Here is a 12,609-nt window from a genome sequence, read left to right as displayed (position 1 = left end):
GGAGAGGCAGATGCCTCGCCTCGCTCGGATGGAAGCTGTCTGAAACTCAACCGGTGGTCTGGCTGGCTCGGATCGTTCAGGCGTCGAATACCTTGCCGGGGTTCATCAATCCGTTCGGGTCCAGTACCCGCTTGATGCCGCGCATTACCGCGATCTCCTCGGCACTGCGGGTGCTTTCCAGATAACCCTTCTTCACCAGGCCGATGCCGTGTTCAGCGGAAATGCTGCCCTGGTACTTGGCCAGCGATGCCGCCAACAACTTCGTGACCTGCTCGCACTGGCCGACGAATTCGGCATCGGCCACGTCATCAGGCTTCAGCACATTGATGTGCAGGTTGCCGTCGCCGATGTGGCCGAACCAGACCACCTCGAATTGCGGGTAAGCCTCGCCCAGCAGTGCCTGGGTTTCTTCCAGGAACAGGGGCATGACGGAGATCCGTACCGAGACATCGTTCTTGTAAGGCTTGTAGCGCGCCAAGCTTTCGGTAATGCCCTCACGCAAACGCCATAATTGCGCCGCTTGCGCATCGCTCTGGCTGATAACCCCGTCGCCTACCCAGCCGTTTTCCATGCACGCCTCGAACGCCGCCATGGCGGCCGCTTCCTGGGCTTCATCGCCAATGGCGAATTCGGTCACGACGTAGTACGGATAAATCTGGTCGAACGGCTGCTGCGCGCCATGCGCCAGCACATGGTGCAGCGCACGGTCGGTGAAGAATTCGAAAGCCTCCAGTTGCAGCCGGTCGCGGAACGCGGCGAACACCTTCATCAACACGTCGAACGACGGCAGCGCAAGCAACATGACGTTGGTCGGCGGCGGCGGATCGGTCAGGCGCAGGGTCGCTTCCACCACGATGCCCAGAGTGCCTTCCGAACCGATGACCAGATGGCGCAGGTCGTAGCCGCTGGAGTTCTTGATCAGCCCACGGTTGAGTTCCAGCAGTTCACCGGTGCCGGTGACCAGCTTCAGTCCCGCGATCCACTCCCGGGTATTGCCGTAGCGGATCACCCGGATACCGCCGGCATTGGTGGCGATGTTGCCGCCGATCGAGCAGGAACCGCGGGCGGCGAAATCGACCGGATAGGACAAGCCGTGTTCACGGGCGGCGTTTTGTACGGCTTCGAGCGGTATGCCTGGCTGCACGGTCAGAGTGCGATCAATCGCATTGAAATCCAGTACCCGGTTCATGCGCTCAAGACTGAGCACCAGTTCGCCGTTGGCCGCTACTGCGCCGCCCGACAATCCGGTGCGCCCACCCGAAGGCACCAGCGCGATACCGTGCTGGTTGGCCCAACGCACCACGATCTGCACTTCCTCGGCCGATGCCGGCAGGGCGATCGCCAGCGGCGCGGGCGTCCAGCGGCGGGTCCAGTCGCGGCCGTAGTGCTCGCAATCGGGCGGGTCGGTCTTCAGGCGGAGGTCGGGGGCTGCTTGCCGCAGGGCCTCCAGGCGTGGGTCAGTCATCGTGATGGGGTCGCGGTGGGGACGGCCAGCGTGCCAGCGTCGCCGCGGCGCGTCCAGAAGCTCGCGCAAAGTTGCCACGGAAACCATTTTCATACCGCCGAAAACCGCATATGCACACCTGCGGCAGCGCAGCAAAAACGCCGGCCTTCTGGCATAGTGGAAGGCCGTCTTCTTCCTCTCTTCTCCGCGCAATGTCGACCAAGAAAACCTCCTATCCGAAGCAGGACATCCGTGTGTTGTTGTTGGAAGGAGTCAGCCAGACCGCGGTGGAAACCTTCCGCGCGGCCGGTTATTCGCAGATCGAATACCACGCCAAATCGCTGCCCGAGGATGAGCTCAAGCGCGCTATCGCCGAGGCCCACATCGTCGGCATCCGCTCACGCACGCATCTGACCGAAGACGTGCTTTCGCATGCACGCCGGGTAATCGCGGTGGGCTGCTTCTGCATCGGCACCAACCAGGTCGATCTGGATACGGCGGAACTGGCTGGCATACCAGTCTTCAATGCGCCTTACTCCAACACCCGCAGCGTCGCCGAACTGGTGATCGCCGAAGCCATCATGCTGATGCGCGGCATTCCGCAGAAAAGCGCCGAATGCCACCGTGGGGGCTGGTCCAAGTCGGCCGCCGGCAGCCACGAAGCGCGCGGCAAGACTTTGGGCATCATCGGCTATGGCCATATCGGCACGCAGGTAGGCGTGCTGGCCGAAGGCATCGGCATGAACGTGATCTTCCATGACATCGAGACCAAATTGTCGCTGGGCAACGCGCGCTCGGCAGCCGGCTTGGACGATCTGCTGGAGCGCTCCGATGTGGTCACGCTGCACGTACCTGAAACGCCGGCCACCCAGAACATGTTCGGCGCCGCCCAGATAGCAAAGATGAAACGCGGCGCACATCTGATCAATGCCTCGCGCGGCACGGTGGTGGATATCGATGCGTTGGCGGCGGCGCTGCAATCCGGCCACATCGGTGGCGCCGCGGTGGACGTTTTCCCAGTAGAACCCAAAGGCAATGACGACGCCTTCGTCTCGCCGCTGCGCGGTATCGACAACGTCATCCTGACCCCGCACGTGGGCGGCAGCACGCTGGAAGCGCAGGACAATATCGGGGTGGAAGTGGCGGCCAAACTGGTGCGCTACAGCGACAATGGTTCGACGTTGTCGGCGGTGAACTTCCCTGAAGTCACCCTGCCCGGCCACGAAGGCAGCCGCCGCATCCTGCACATCCACCGCAACGTGCCCGGCGTGCTCTCGCAGGTCAACGACGTCTTCCGCGCGCAAGGCGTGAACATCGACGGCCAGTTCCTGCGCACCGATGCCAAGGTCGGCTATGTGGTGATCGACGTCACCGCCTCGGAAGCGCAGGCGGCCGAACTCAAGGATGCGCTGGTGGCGATTCCTGGCACCTTGAGGACGCGGGTTCTGTACTGAGCACGCGACGAATTTTCAGCGGAAATGCGCCTTCGCACTTCGTTCGCTGTACATGACGGATGCTTGCCGCAATAGCTATTGAAATCTAGGCGTGTGCTTGACGCACACCGGGAGAACCGAATGCCTCGCGCTTCCACCGCTTTTCTTTTCGATCTCGATGGCACATTGGTCGACAGTGTTTACCAGCACGTGCTGGCCTGGAAAGAAGCGCTGGATCGGGAAGGCGTGGAACTGTCGGTATGGCGCATCCATCGCAAGATCGGCATGAGCGGCGGATTGTTCGCCAACATCCTGTTGCGCGAAACCGGGATGGATATTACCGAGGAGCGGCTGCTGCGGCTGCGCGACTGGCACGCCGAGGCGTACAACCGCCATGCTTCCCAACGCGGCGTGCGACCACTGCCGGGTGCGCGAGAACTGTTGGCATTCCTGACCGAGCAAGGCATTCCCTGGGCCATCGCCACCAGCGGACGCATGGAAACCGCTGCGCACAACCTGGAAGCGTTGAGCGTGGATCCGACGAAGGTGCCGGTGGTGACGCGCGATCAAGTACGGCATGCCAAGCCGGATCCGGATCTATTCCTTGCAGCCGCCGACCGGCTGGGCGTGGACATCGGGCACTCGCTGGTGATCGGCGACAGCATCTGGGACATGCTGGCCGCGCAACGCGCCCGCGGGCTGGGGGTGGGACTGCTGTCCGGCGGCTATGGGCAGGAAGAATTGGAACGCGCTGGCGCCTTTCGCGTCTACGAAGACCCGGCCGATCTGTTGCGCCGCATCGATGAAGTCGCCGCGCGTAGCTAAGCGCACGCGATTGTAGGAGCGCCGTCCCGCCGCGAGCTCTGCTCCCACAGGGCGCCCTTGCGGTTTGCCATCCGCGCAAAGCGAAGGCGCCGCCCCGATTCGGTCCGCTGAAGCGGTTTTCTTCGGAAATCACGGATTTTTCGTGCTTTCCCGATAGACGATGCCCCGGCGGCATCGCAGTCTCGGTAGCCCCTGACTACTGATGACTCCTGCATGTCGCTTCAATCACGTTCTTTGTTCGCATTCGGCATTGCCACCTTACTGGCGCCCGCGCTCCCCGCCGTTGCCGCCGCCGAAGGCGCCGCACCTGGCGATGACGTCCGCTTCACTGGCAGCTTGATGGCGGTTTCACCGTCGCTGCCGCGCGGCGTACTCAATATCGAACCGTATTTCATCTATCACCGTGCCAATGGAATGTTCGACGGACGCGGTGACCGTGTCGATTCAGCAGGACGTGACAGCTGGGCGATCGCTGTGCCCGTCAACTATGGCCTTACCGAGCAGCTAGAACTAAACCTGGGCCTGAATGCCAGCGATGGTGGCCGGGGTTGGCAGGTTGGCGACACCGTCGCGCGTATCAAGTATCAGATAGCCGGCCACGACGGTGGCCATAGCACACCGGCCATAACGCTCGCAGCCAGCCATACTTTCAGCACCGGACGTCACGATCGACTCGAACTCGCCGGCAACGATCGCTTGCACGACGCCAGCGGCAGTGGCGTGAGCAGCAATTCGTTGGCGGTCTACACGCAAAAATACTCGGTGCTACCCAACGGGCGCACGCTGCGCACCCGCGTTAACGTGCGCTACGACCTGCCAAGTCAAGGCAACGATATCGATGGCGTCAGCATCTACGGTACCGAAGCCGGGTTCCGTGGACGGATTGATACACGCTCGGGCTATGCGGGACTGCTCGCTCTGGAATACAGCATCAGCTCGCGTTGGGCCGCTGCCCTGGACCTTCAGTACAAACACCAAAGGGGCTATCGTCTGTACGGCACCGCCGCAGACTTGACCCAGGTGGATGAACGCAACGGCTCGTCATGGCAGTTCGGCGTGGCGCCGGCAGTGGAGTATCACTTCTCCGACCGAGTTGGAATGATCTTGGGTGTCTACCGGCCACTGTCCGGTCGGAACAGTTCCGCCACGATTTCACCCCAGTTGGCGATCAACATGGTCTTTTGACCGCGGTCCAACGACCGGCTCCCCGCCGGACAAATAAACGCGTGCATCCAGCATGGCCGTCTTCGCAGATTTCCTGCGAGTCACCGAAAACGGCCGTTGTCTAGCGCCGTTGACAGCCCGATCTTTTTATCGCTCTTGAAGACCTGACCCCTATGGAAAAGACCTCGATCCACGGCATGTGGTCCTCGCGCATGATGTTCGTTCTTGCTGCCGCCGGTTCGGCGGTGGGCCTGGGCAACATCTGGCGCTTCCCCTACCTGACTTCCGACAACGGTGGCGGCGCGTTCGTGCTTGTGTATCTGGGCTGCATCGCGGTGGTGGGACTGCCGATCCTGATAGCCGAAGTATTGATCGGCCGCCATGGACGCATGAGCCCCATCAACACCCTGCGCAAACTGGTGCGGGAACAAGGCAGTAGTCGCGGCTGGGTGGGCATCGGCTGGCTGGGTATCGCCGCCGGTGTCCTGATCCTGAGCTTTTATAGCGTGGTCGGTGGCTGGACCTTGCATTACGCCTGGCTATATCTCAAGCAACTGCTTGGCGGTGCTCCCCTGGGTGATCCTGCGGTGGTTTTTAGGGCGCTGCTTTCCAACCCGTGGGAGCTGACCTTCTGGCATGCGGTGTTCATGCTGCTGACCACGGCCGTCGTGGCACTGGGTGTGGAAAAAGGACTTGAGCGCGCGGTGCGCTACCTGATGCCGGCACTGCTGGTGCTGCTGCTATTGCTGGTTGTCTATGGCTTCACCACCGGTCGCATGGCAGATGCCGCGACTTTCCTGTTCCGCCCGGACTTCTCACGCATCAACGGCGGAGTACTGCTGAGTGCGATGGGCCAGGCTTTTTTCACCTTGAGCCTGGGCATGGCCACGATGATGACTTACGGGGCATATCTGCCGCGCGATGGCATTTCCATCCCGCGCGTGGTCACCGTGGTAGCGCTAACCGATACCTCGATCGCGTTACTGGCCGGCTTGGCGATCTTTCCGATCGTCATCGCATTCGGTCTGGATCCGGCGGGCGGCGGTCCGGGCCTGATTTTCAATTCACTACCACTAGCGTTTGAGGCGATGCCATTCGGCAAGGTATACGGCCTGTTGTTCTTCGGCCTATTGGCGATTGCCGCCTGGACCTCCTCGATTTCGCTGCTGGAACCAGGGACTGCGTACCTGACCGAGAAGTTCGGACTCATGCGCCGCAAGCGCTCCGCGTTGCTGCTCGCCGGGATTTCCTGGGCGATAGGACTGCTGTCGGTCCTGTCTCTCAACGTCTGGTCCGATGTCAAAGTCCCCGCCAGCATCAACGTGCTGGGTGGCAAGAACATCATGGACATTGTCGAGTTTCTAGCCAACGACCTGATGCTGCCTTTGGGCGGACTACTCCTCGCGTTGTTCGCAGGCTGGGTGCTAAGTCGCACTGTCTTGCGCGAGCAGCTGTCCGAAATGCCGGAGTGGTTGTTCAACGTCCTGCGCTGGACGTTGAGGATCGTAGCTCCGTTGCTGGTACTGGCGGTGCTGGTACAGGTAGTGAGTTGAGTCCAGCCTAGCGGTTGTAGGAGCGCCGTCTCGGCGCGAGCTCTTCCTGCCAGATCGCGAAAGAAGCGAAGAGCTCGCGGCGGGACGCCGCTCCTACCGGGCAGCGGCCGCTCCTACAGCGGCCTTGGGCCGCTTGCGCGCATCAACCATTTTCGCGCCATGCGGCTCAGCGATTCATCGAAACCATCCGCGGCGATGGGTGCGATGTCCCGCCACGCAAGATCCAGCGACTCTTCGCTGATCACGTAGTTCTCATCCTCACCGGCCCGCACCACGTAACGCACGTCGTAATGCCAATGGCCTGGCACGTCCCGGCGTTCCGGGATCCAGTGCCGATCCAGATCGAAGATGGTATCGGCCTCGACTTCCAGCCCTGGCAGTCCGGATTCCTCCTCGGCTTCCTTCAACGCCACCTGGCCCATATCGGTGTCGCCATCGGCGTGGCCGCCCAACTGCAGCCAGCGCCCCAATTTGCGGTGGTGGGTCAACAGCGTCCGCCGGCCGTCGGCGCTGACCAGCCAGGCGCCGCCCGTGAAGTGGCCTTCGTGCCGCTCGCGCACGAACGGATTGGCCGGATCATCCAGCAGCGCCAGGAAGTCGGCCACGGTGGCGGATTCCTCGGGCCAGCGCTGCTGATAATGTGTTAGTTGTCTCGCCAGTGCCTGGTATCTACTCGTCACGCTGTTCCTCATTCCACAACTTGCGCCAAGCGTGGGATTATCGCCCGTCGATGCTGCAACCGCGCTTGTGCTCCCTGCCGTGCTTTGGCAAGGTACCGCCTTCCGTCAGCACCCCCAGGGTGCCGACGCGCCTATTTCGATGCACCGGCCACAAGCCGGGCCATAGCCAGTAAGGGGATGTAGCGAATGTTAGAAGGTCTGTTCAGGGTCAAGCCTGTGGAAGCGTCGCCGCATGTGGACGCGGGCGAACCGGTGGAAGGGTCCCTGACGGGCGAATCGGACCTCAAACGGGTCCTTACGGCACGCCACCTCCTCCTGCTTGGCGTGGGCGCCATCATCGGCGCGGGCATCTTCGTGATGACCGGCCAGGCCGCCGCCAATCACGCGGGCCCGGCCATCATGCTGAGCTTCGTATTGGCTGGCGTGGCGTGTGCTTTCGCGGGTCTTTGCTACGCGGAATTCTCCGCGATGATCCCGGTCTCGGGCAGCGCCTACAGCTACACCTATGCCACGCTGGGCGAGGCGGTGGCCTGGTTCGTGGGCTGGAGCCTGGTGCTGGAATACCTGTTCGCCGCGTCCGCGGTGGCAGTCGGCTGGTCCGCCTATACGATCAGCCTCATGGAAACGATCGCTCACTACCTGGGTAGCGATTGGAAGTTCCCGGCGTTGCTGGAATCCGCGCCGGTAACTTACGCCAATGGCAACTTCACCCTGACCGGTTCGCTGTTCAACCTGCCGGCCGTGCTGATCGTGAGCGCGGTAGGCGTCTTGTGCTACATCGGTATCCGTCAGTCCGCCACCGCCAACGCGGTCATCGTGACGATCAAGGTGGGCGTGATCCTGGCGCTGATCGGCTTCGGTTCGCAGTACGTCAATCCGGACAACTGGACGCCGTTCATCCCGCCCAACGAAGGCGGCGACCGTTTCGGCTGGCCCGGCGTGTTCAGGGCAGCGTCCATCGTTTTCTTCGCGTATATCGGCTTCGACGCGGTTTCCACCACCGCTCAGGAAGCCAAGAATCCGCAGCGCGACATGCCGATCGGCATCCTCGGTTCGCTGGCCGTCTGCACCGTTCTGTACATCATCGTCGCCGCCGTGCTCACCGGTATGATGCCGTACAACCTGCTGGGGACCGCGAAACCGGTCGCCACTGCGCTTGAGAATTACCCGGCACTTTCCTGGCTGAAACTTGCGGTAGAGATCGGCGCCGTCGCCGGCCTCACCTCGGTCATCCTGGTCATGCTGATGGGTCAGCCCCGCGTCTTCTTCGCCATGGCACGCGACGGCCTGATGCCGAAGTTCTTCGGTGCCGCCCACCCCAAGTACCACACGCCGCACAAGGCAACCGTGGTCGTCGCCGTGGTCGCCGCGCTGCTGGCCGCTTTCTTCCCACTGGGCATCCTGGGCGACCTGGTATCGATGGGAACGCTGCTCGCGTTCGCGACCGTCTGTACTGGCGTGCTGATCCTGCGCCGTACCCGCCCGGATCTGCCACGGCCTTTCCGGGTTCCCTTCGCTCCGGTCACCTGCGTGCTGGGCACCCTGTCCTGCCTGGCACTGGTGGGCTTCATGGGCTGGTACAACTGGGCCCTGCTGGGTGCCTGGACGTTCGTCGGCTTCTTGATCTATTTCGGATACGGTTACCGTCACAGCAAGTTGCGACAGGCGCCGTAACCGACGGGAACCCCAAGGCCGGCGGCAGTTTCGCCGGCCTTTTTGCAATTCGACCTGGTGGCGCGCCACCTATTTTGGAAGTAGCCGATGTTCGGACAACTCTGGGCCACCAAACACCCCCATGCCAGCCATACCGATGCGGCGGGCTTGAATCTCATTCGCACACTGGGGCCTTGGGGCCTGACCGCGCTTGGCATCGGCGCGGTGATTGGCGGCGGCATCTTCGTCATCACCGGGCAGGCGGCGGCGGATCACGCCGGGCCGGCCATCATGCTTTCTTTCGTACTGGCGGCCATCTGCTGCACGTTCTGCGCGTTGGCCTATGCCGAGTTCGCGGCCATGGTGCCCGTGTCCGGCAGCGCCTACACCTACACCTACGCCACCTTCGGCGAACTGGCCGCCTGGTTCATCGGCTGGATGCTGGTGCTGGAATACGGGGTGTCCGCCTCCGCCGTCGCGGTCAGCTGGACCGGCTATTTCCTGAGTCTGCTGGACCACTTCGACATTCATCTTCCCAAAGCGCTGGTCAGCGCGCCGCTCGATGCCCAGCTCAACCCGACCGGTTCGATTGCCAACCTGCCCGCCGCGGCGATCGTGCTGCTGCTGACCTGGGTGTGCTACATCGGCATCCGCAAATCCTCCGCCATGAACATGGTCATGGTGATACTGAAAACCAGCCTGATCCTGCTGGTGATCTTTGCCGGTTGGAAGTACGTCGACCCCAGCAACTGGCAGCCTTTCATTCCTGAGAATCAAGGCCCGGGGAAATACGGTTTCGAAGGCGTGTTGCGCGGTGCGGCGCTGGTGTTCTTCGCCTATATCGGCTTCGAAGCGGTATCCGTCGCTGCTCAGGAGTCGAACAAGCCACAGCGTGATCTGCCTTTCGGCATGCTGCTGTCGCTGGCGATCTGCACGGTGTTGTACATCGCCATGGCCGCGGTGATGACCGGCTTGGTGCCGTATACGCTGCTGGGCACCGACGAGCCGGTGGTAACCGCGGTGGCGGCGCATCCGCAACTGGGCTGGTTGAGGATTGTCGTGGAAATCGGCGCGCTGATCGGTTTGTCGTCGGTGGTGCTGGTGATGATCATCGGGCAGCCGCGCATTTTCATGATCATGGGCCGCGACGGGTTGCTGCCGCCAGTCTTCACCAAGATCCACCCCACCTACCGCACGCCGCATATCAACACGGTCATCACCGGCATCGGCATCGCGCTATTGGCGGCGCTGTTCCCACTTGACGTGTTGGGCGAACTAACCTCGATGGGCACGCTGATCGCCTTTGCCGCGGTTTGCATGGGCGTGTTGATCCTGCGCCGCACACAACCCAACCTGGCGCGTCCATTCCGCATTCCGTTTGCGTGGGGCATCTGCCTGGCGGGTGTCTTCAGCTGCATGGCGCTGCTGTCGACCATGACCTTCCACAACTGGATGCTGATGGGTGTCTGGACCGCGGTTGGTTTCCTGATCTACTTCGGCTATGGCTTCCGGCATAGCCGCCTGCGCGGCGTGAAAAGCTGATCCGCCGAGAACCAGTTCACGCTCCTGCCGTGCTCGGCAGGCGGCCCGCGTACGGTGCTCGCAATGCTCACGTATCCCACATAGGCTGCGCTTGCTCCGCTCCGCCACGGACCGCCTACCTTCGTCGCGACGGAGCGTGAACAGGTTCTGAGGCTTTCGACGCGCGCTACAATGCGCGCATGAACGCATCCGCCTACGACGCCGTCCGCCTGCGGGAACTGGCCGGCCTGCTGATCTCCAATATCCGCGAGCTCTCGCAGGCGGGTTGGACACCTGCCACCAGCAGCAATTTTTCGCATCGGCTGGACGACCGGCACGCCGCGATCACCGTGTCCGGGCGCGACAAGGGCCGACTGAACGAAGACGACATCATGGTGGTCGATTTCGATGGCAGGGCCGTCGGCAGCGACCATCGTCCTTCGGCGGAGACCCTGCTGCACACGCAGCTCTACCGCCGCTTTCCCGAAATCGGTTGTGTACTGCACACCCATTCGCCGGTGCAGACCATCGCTTCGCGGTTGTTCGCCGGCGCCGGCCATATCCGGTTGGAAGGCTACGAGTTGTTGAAGGCCTTTCATGGCAACACCACCCATGAATCCGAGATCGAAGTGCCTGTGTTCGGCAACACGCAGGACATGCCCACGCTAGCCGCGCAGGTGGACGTGTTGCTGGATCAGCAGGCGCTATGGGGTTATCTGATCGATGGGCATGGCCTGTACGCCTGGGGCCGCGACATGGCCGAGGCGCGCCGCCATCTGGAAGCATTCGAGTTCCTGTTCCACTGCGAGCTGGAGCTGCGCAAGCTGGGCTGCCGGCGCTGAACCGGACCACAGCGTTCCGGACCGGTCACTGGTCCGTACCCGATCACCTGCTAACCTTTTCAAACCCCCTTATCCGAGGCTTGTCGCCATGAGCCGTCTTCGCATCTTCAATGAGAACGATCCGGCCACGCCGGAATTCGCCAGCTACGATCCCGATTTCATCGCTGCCGAGCTGCAGAAGATCGGGGTGACGTTCGAACGCTGGAAAGCCAATAAGCCGATCACCCCGGGGGCATCGCCGGAGGAAGTGATGGAGGCTTATCGCGCCGACATCGATCGGCTCATCGCTGAGCGCGGTTTCAAGACCGTCGATGTGGTCAGCATCGCGCCGGACAATCCGCAGCGCGAGGCCATGCGCGCGAAATTCCTGGACGAGCATTTCCATAAGGAAGACGAAGTGCGTTTCTTCGTCGCAGGCTCCGGCCTGTTCACCCTGCACGTCAACGGCAAAGTGTACGAAGTCGAGTGCGTGCAGGATGATCTGATCGCCGTCCCGGATAGCACCAAGCATTGGTTCGACATGGGGCCTGAGCCGAACTTCGTGGCGATCCGTTTCTTCACCGAGCCGGACGGCTGGGTGGGTCATTTCACCGGCACCGAGATCGCAAAGAAATTTCCGCGCTATGAACCAGGCGGCAAGGCGTGATGCAACCCCGCGCCATTCTCACCGACATCGAAGGCACCACCAGCAGTATTTCCTTCGTCAAGGACGTGCTGTTTCCCTATGCGCGTCGCGCCCTGCCCGCCTTCGTGCGTCAGCACGGCCACGATCCGGAAGTACGCCGCTGGCTGGATGTCGTGGCGACCGAGCACGGCAGCATCTGCAGCGACGATGTGATCGTGGAAACCTTGCAGGGCTGGATCGACCAGGACCGCAAGCACACCGCGCTGAAGGCATTGCAAGGCATGATCTGGGAAGCCGGCTATCGCGACGCCGACTTCACCGCGCACATCTATCCCGACGCAGCGCCGGCGTTGCAACGGTGGCATCAGCAGGGCTATCCGCTGTACGTGTATTCGTCCGGCTCGGTACCCGCGCAGAAGCTCTTCTTCGGCCATAGCGACGCGGATGACCTGACACCTCTCATCTCCGGCTGGTTCGACACCGAGGTCGGCGGCAAGCGCGAAGCCGAAAGCTACCGCCGTATCGCCGAGAGCATCGGCGTGGCGCCAGAAGGCATCCTGTTTCTCTCGGATGTGGTGGAGGAACTGGACGCGGCCCGTGAAGCCGGGATGCAGACGCGCCTGATCGATCGGGTACAGGATTACCCGAAGCCGCGAATTGGCGATGCTGCCAAGGGGCATGTTCGCGTTTCCAGTTTTGCCGATGTCCAGATTCCTGTTGACTAAGCGGGGCTGGGAAATGCTGCTTCTACCTCCTCCTTTTTAGAAGGGGGCAAAAGCCAGATGCTCTTTCCGCTCGCCACTTCACTCCGCAGCCCGCAATTGAGACTAATTCTCATTCCCGCAATGCGCGCGACATCCAACTAAACT

Annotated in this window: 11 protein-coding genes; 9 read left to right on the top strand and 2 right to left on the bottom strand. The window is 62.2% G+C overall.

The features are described from left to right. Nucleotides 1-76 precede the first annotated feature (76 nt). Entirely contained in the window at nt 77-1,465 is a 1,389-nt protein-coding gene (locus tag AADW18_RS00575; protein WP_337341403.1) for an FAD-binding oxidoreductase, read from the bottom strand. A 191-nt stretch (nt 1,466-1,656) separates the two neighbouring features. Between AADW18_RS00575 and serA the strand changes: the two genes are divergently transcribed. From serA to AADW18_RS00555, 4 genes are all read left to right on the top strand, one after another. Next, nucleotides 1,657-2,898 carry a phosphoglycerate dehydrogenase gene (serA, locus tag AADW18_RS00570; protein ID WP_337341402.1) on the top strand — a complete coding sequence of 414 codons (1,242 nt, stop codon included), beginning with the start codon at nt 1,657-1,659 and terminating at the stop codon, nt 2,896-2,898. 120 nt (nt 2,899-3,018) lie between these two features. Continuing rightward, nucleotides 3,019-3,702: an HAD family hydrolase gene (locus AADW18_RS00565; RefSeq protein ID WP_337341401.1), complete on the top strand. Its 684-nt coding sequence runs from the start codon at nt 3,019-3,021 to the stop codon at nt 3,700-3,702. A 213-nt stretch (nt 3,703-3,915) separates the two neighbouring features. Next, on the top strand, nt 3,916-4,887 hold the full coding sequence (locus AADW18_RS00560) for a hypothetical protein (protein ID WP_337341400.1): 972 nt from the start codon (nt 3,916-3,918) through the stop codon (nt 4,885-4,887). A gap of 152 nt (nt 4,888-5,039) precedes the next feature. Then, nucleotides 5,040-6,419: a sodium-dependent transporter gene (locus tag AADW18_RS00555; protein ID WP_337341399.1), complete on the top strand. Its 1,380-nt coding sequence runs from the start codon at nt 5,040-5,042 to the stop codon at nt 6,417-6,419. 113 nt (nt 6,420-6,532) lie between these two features. Here the strand turns inward: AADW18_RS00555 and AADW18_RS00550 are convergent, their stop codons facing one another. Then, entirely contained in the window at nt 6,533-7,099 is a 567-nt protein-coding gene (locus tag AADW18_RS00550; RefSeq protein WP_337341398.1) for an NUDIX hydrolase, read from the bottom strand. Between the two features lie 186 nt (nt 7,100-7,285). Here AADW18_RS00550 and AADW18_RS00545 point away from each other — a divergent pair, with 186 nt between their 5' ends. The 5 genes from AADW18_RS00545 to mtnC all read left to right on the top strand — a co-directional run bounded on the left by AADW18_RS00545 (nt 7,286) and on the right by mtnC (nt 12,465). Continuing rightward, the gene (locus tag AADW18_RS00545; RefSeq protein WP_337341397.1) at nt 7,286-8,773 is read left to right on the top strand and encodes an amino acid permease; all 1,488 of its coding nucleotides are present in this window, start codon (nt 7,286-7,288) and stop codon (nt 8,771-8,773) included. A gap of 87 nt (nt 8,774-8,860) precedes the next feature. Further along, nucleotides 8,861-10,294, top strand: coding sequence for an amino acid permease (locus tag AADW18_RS00540; protein WP_337341396.1), 1,434 nt, complete (start codon nt 8,861-8,863; stop codon nt 10,292-10,294). Between the two features lie 179 nt (nt 10,295-10,473). Continuing rightward, nucleotides 10,474-11,115, top strand: a complete 642-nt coding sequence (locus AADW18_RS00535) for a methylthioribulose 1-phosphate dehydratase (RefSeq protein ID WP_337341395.1) — start codon at nt 10,474-10,476, stop codon at nt 11,113-11,115. Nucleotides 11,116-11,203: 88 nt separating this feature from the next. Continuing rightward, a complete protein-coding gene (locus AADW18_RS00530) occupies nt 11,204-11,761 on the top strand; it encodes an acireductone dioxygenase (protein WP_337341394.1) in 558 nt (185 codons plus the stop codon). Further along, nucleotides 11,761-12,465: an acireductone synthase gene (gene mtnC / locus AADW18_RS00525; RefSeq protein WP_337342086.1), complete on the top strand. Its 705-nt coding sequence runs from the start codon at nt 11,761-11,763 to the stop codon at nt 12,463-12,465. The genes AADW18_RS00530 and mtnC overlap by 1 nt, the downstream gene beginning before the upstream one ends. Nucleotides 12,466-12,609: the final 144 nt, after the last annotated feature.

The sequence above is a fragment of the Pseudoxanthomonas sp. CCNWLY206-1 genome, from assembly GCF_039710385.1.
GTDB lineage: Bacteria > Pseudomonadota > Gammaproteobacteria > Xanthomonadales > Xanthomonadaceae > Pseudoxanthomonas_A.
Note: the sequence above shows the minus strand (reverse complement) of the source record. Positions and strands in the feature narration are given on the sequence as shown.

Excerpts from the sequence above, each read along its gene's own strand:
- AADW18_RS00575 (WP_337341403.1), bottom strand. The coding sequence starts at position 1,465 with ATGACTGACCCACGCCTGGAGGCCCTGCGGCAAGCAGCCCCCGACCTC.
- AADW18_RS00565 (WP_337341401.1), top strand. The coding sequence starts at position 3,019 with ATGCCTCGCGCTTCCACCGCTTTTCTTTTCGATCTCGATGGCACATTG.
- AADW18_RS00555 (WP_337341399.1), top strand. The coding sequence starts at position 5,040 with ATGGAAAAGACCTCGATCCACGGCATGTGGTCCTCGCGCATGATGTTC.
- AADW18_RS00545 (WP_337341397.1), top strand. The coding sequence starts at position 7,286 with ATGTTAGAAGGTCTGTTCAGGGTCAAGCCTGTGGAAGCGTCGCCGCAT.
- AADW18_RS00560 (WP_337341400.1), top strand. The coding sequence starts at position 3,916 with ATGTCGCTTCAATCACGTTCTTTGTTCGCATTCGGCATTGCCACCTTA.
- AADW18_RS00540 (WP_337341396.1), top strand. The coding sequence starts at position 8,861 with ATGTTCGGACAACTCTGGGCCACCAAACACCCCCATGCCAGCCATACC.
- mtnC (WP_337342086.1), top strand. The coding sequence starts at position 11,761 with ATGCAACCCCGCGCCATTCTCACCGACATCGAAGGCACCACCAGCAGT.
- serA (WP_337341402.1), top strand. The coding sequence starts at position 1,657 with ATGTCGACCAAGAAAACCTCCTATCCGAAGCAGGACATCCGTGTGTTG.
- AADW18_RS00535 (WP_337341395.1), top strand. The coding sequence starts at position 10,474 with ATGAACGCATCCGCCTACGACGCCGTCCGCCTGCGGGAACTGGCCGGC.
- AADW18_RS00530 (WP_337341394.1), top strand. The coding sequence starts at position 11,204 with ATGAGCCGTCTTCGCATCTTCAATGAGAACGATCCGGCCACGCCGGAA.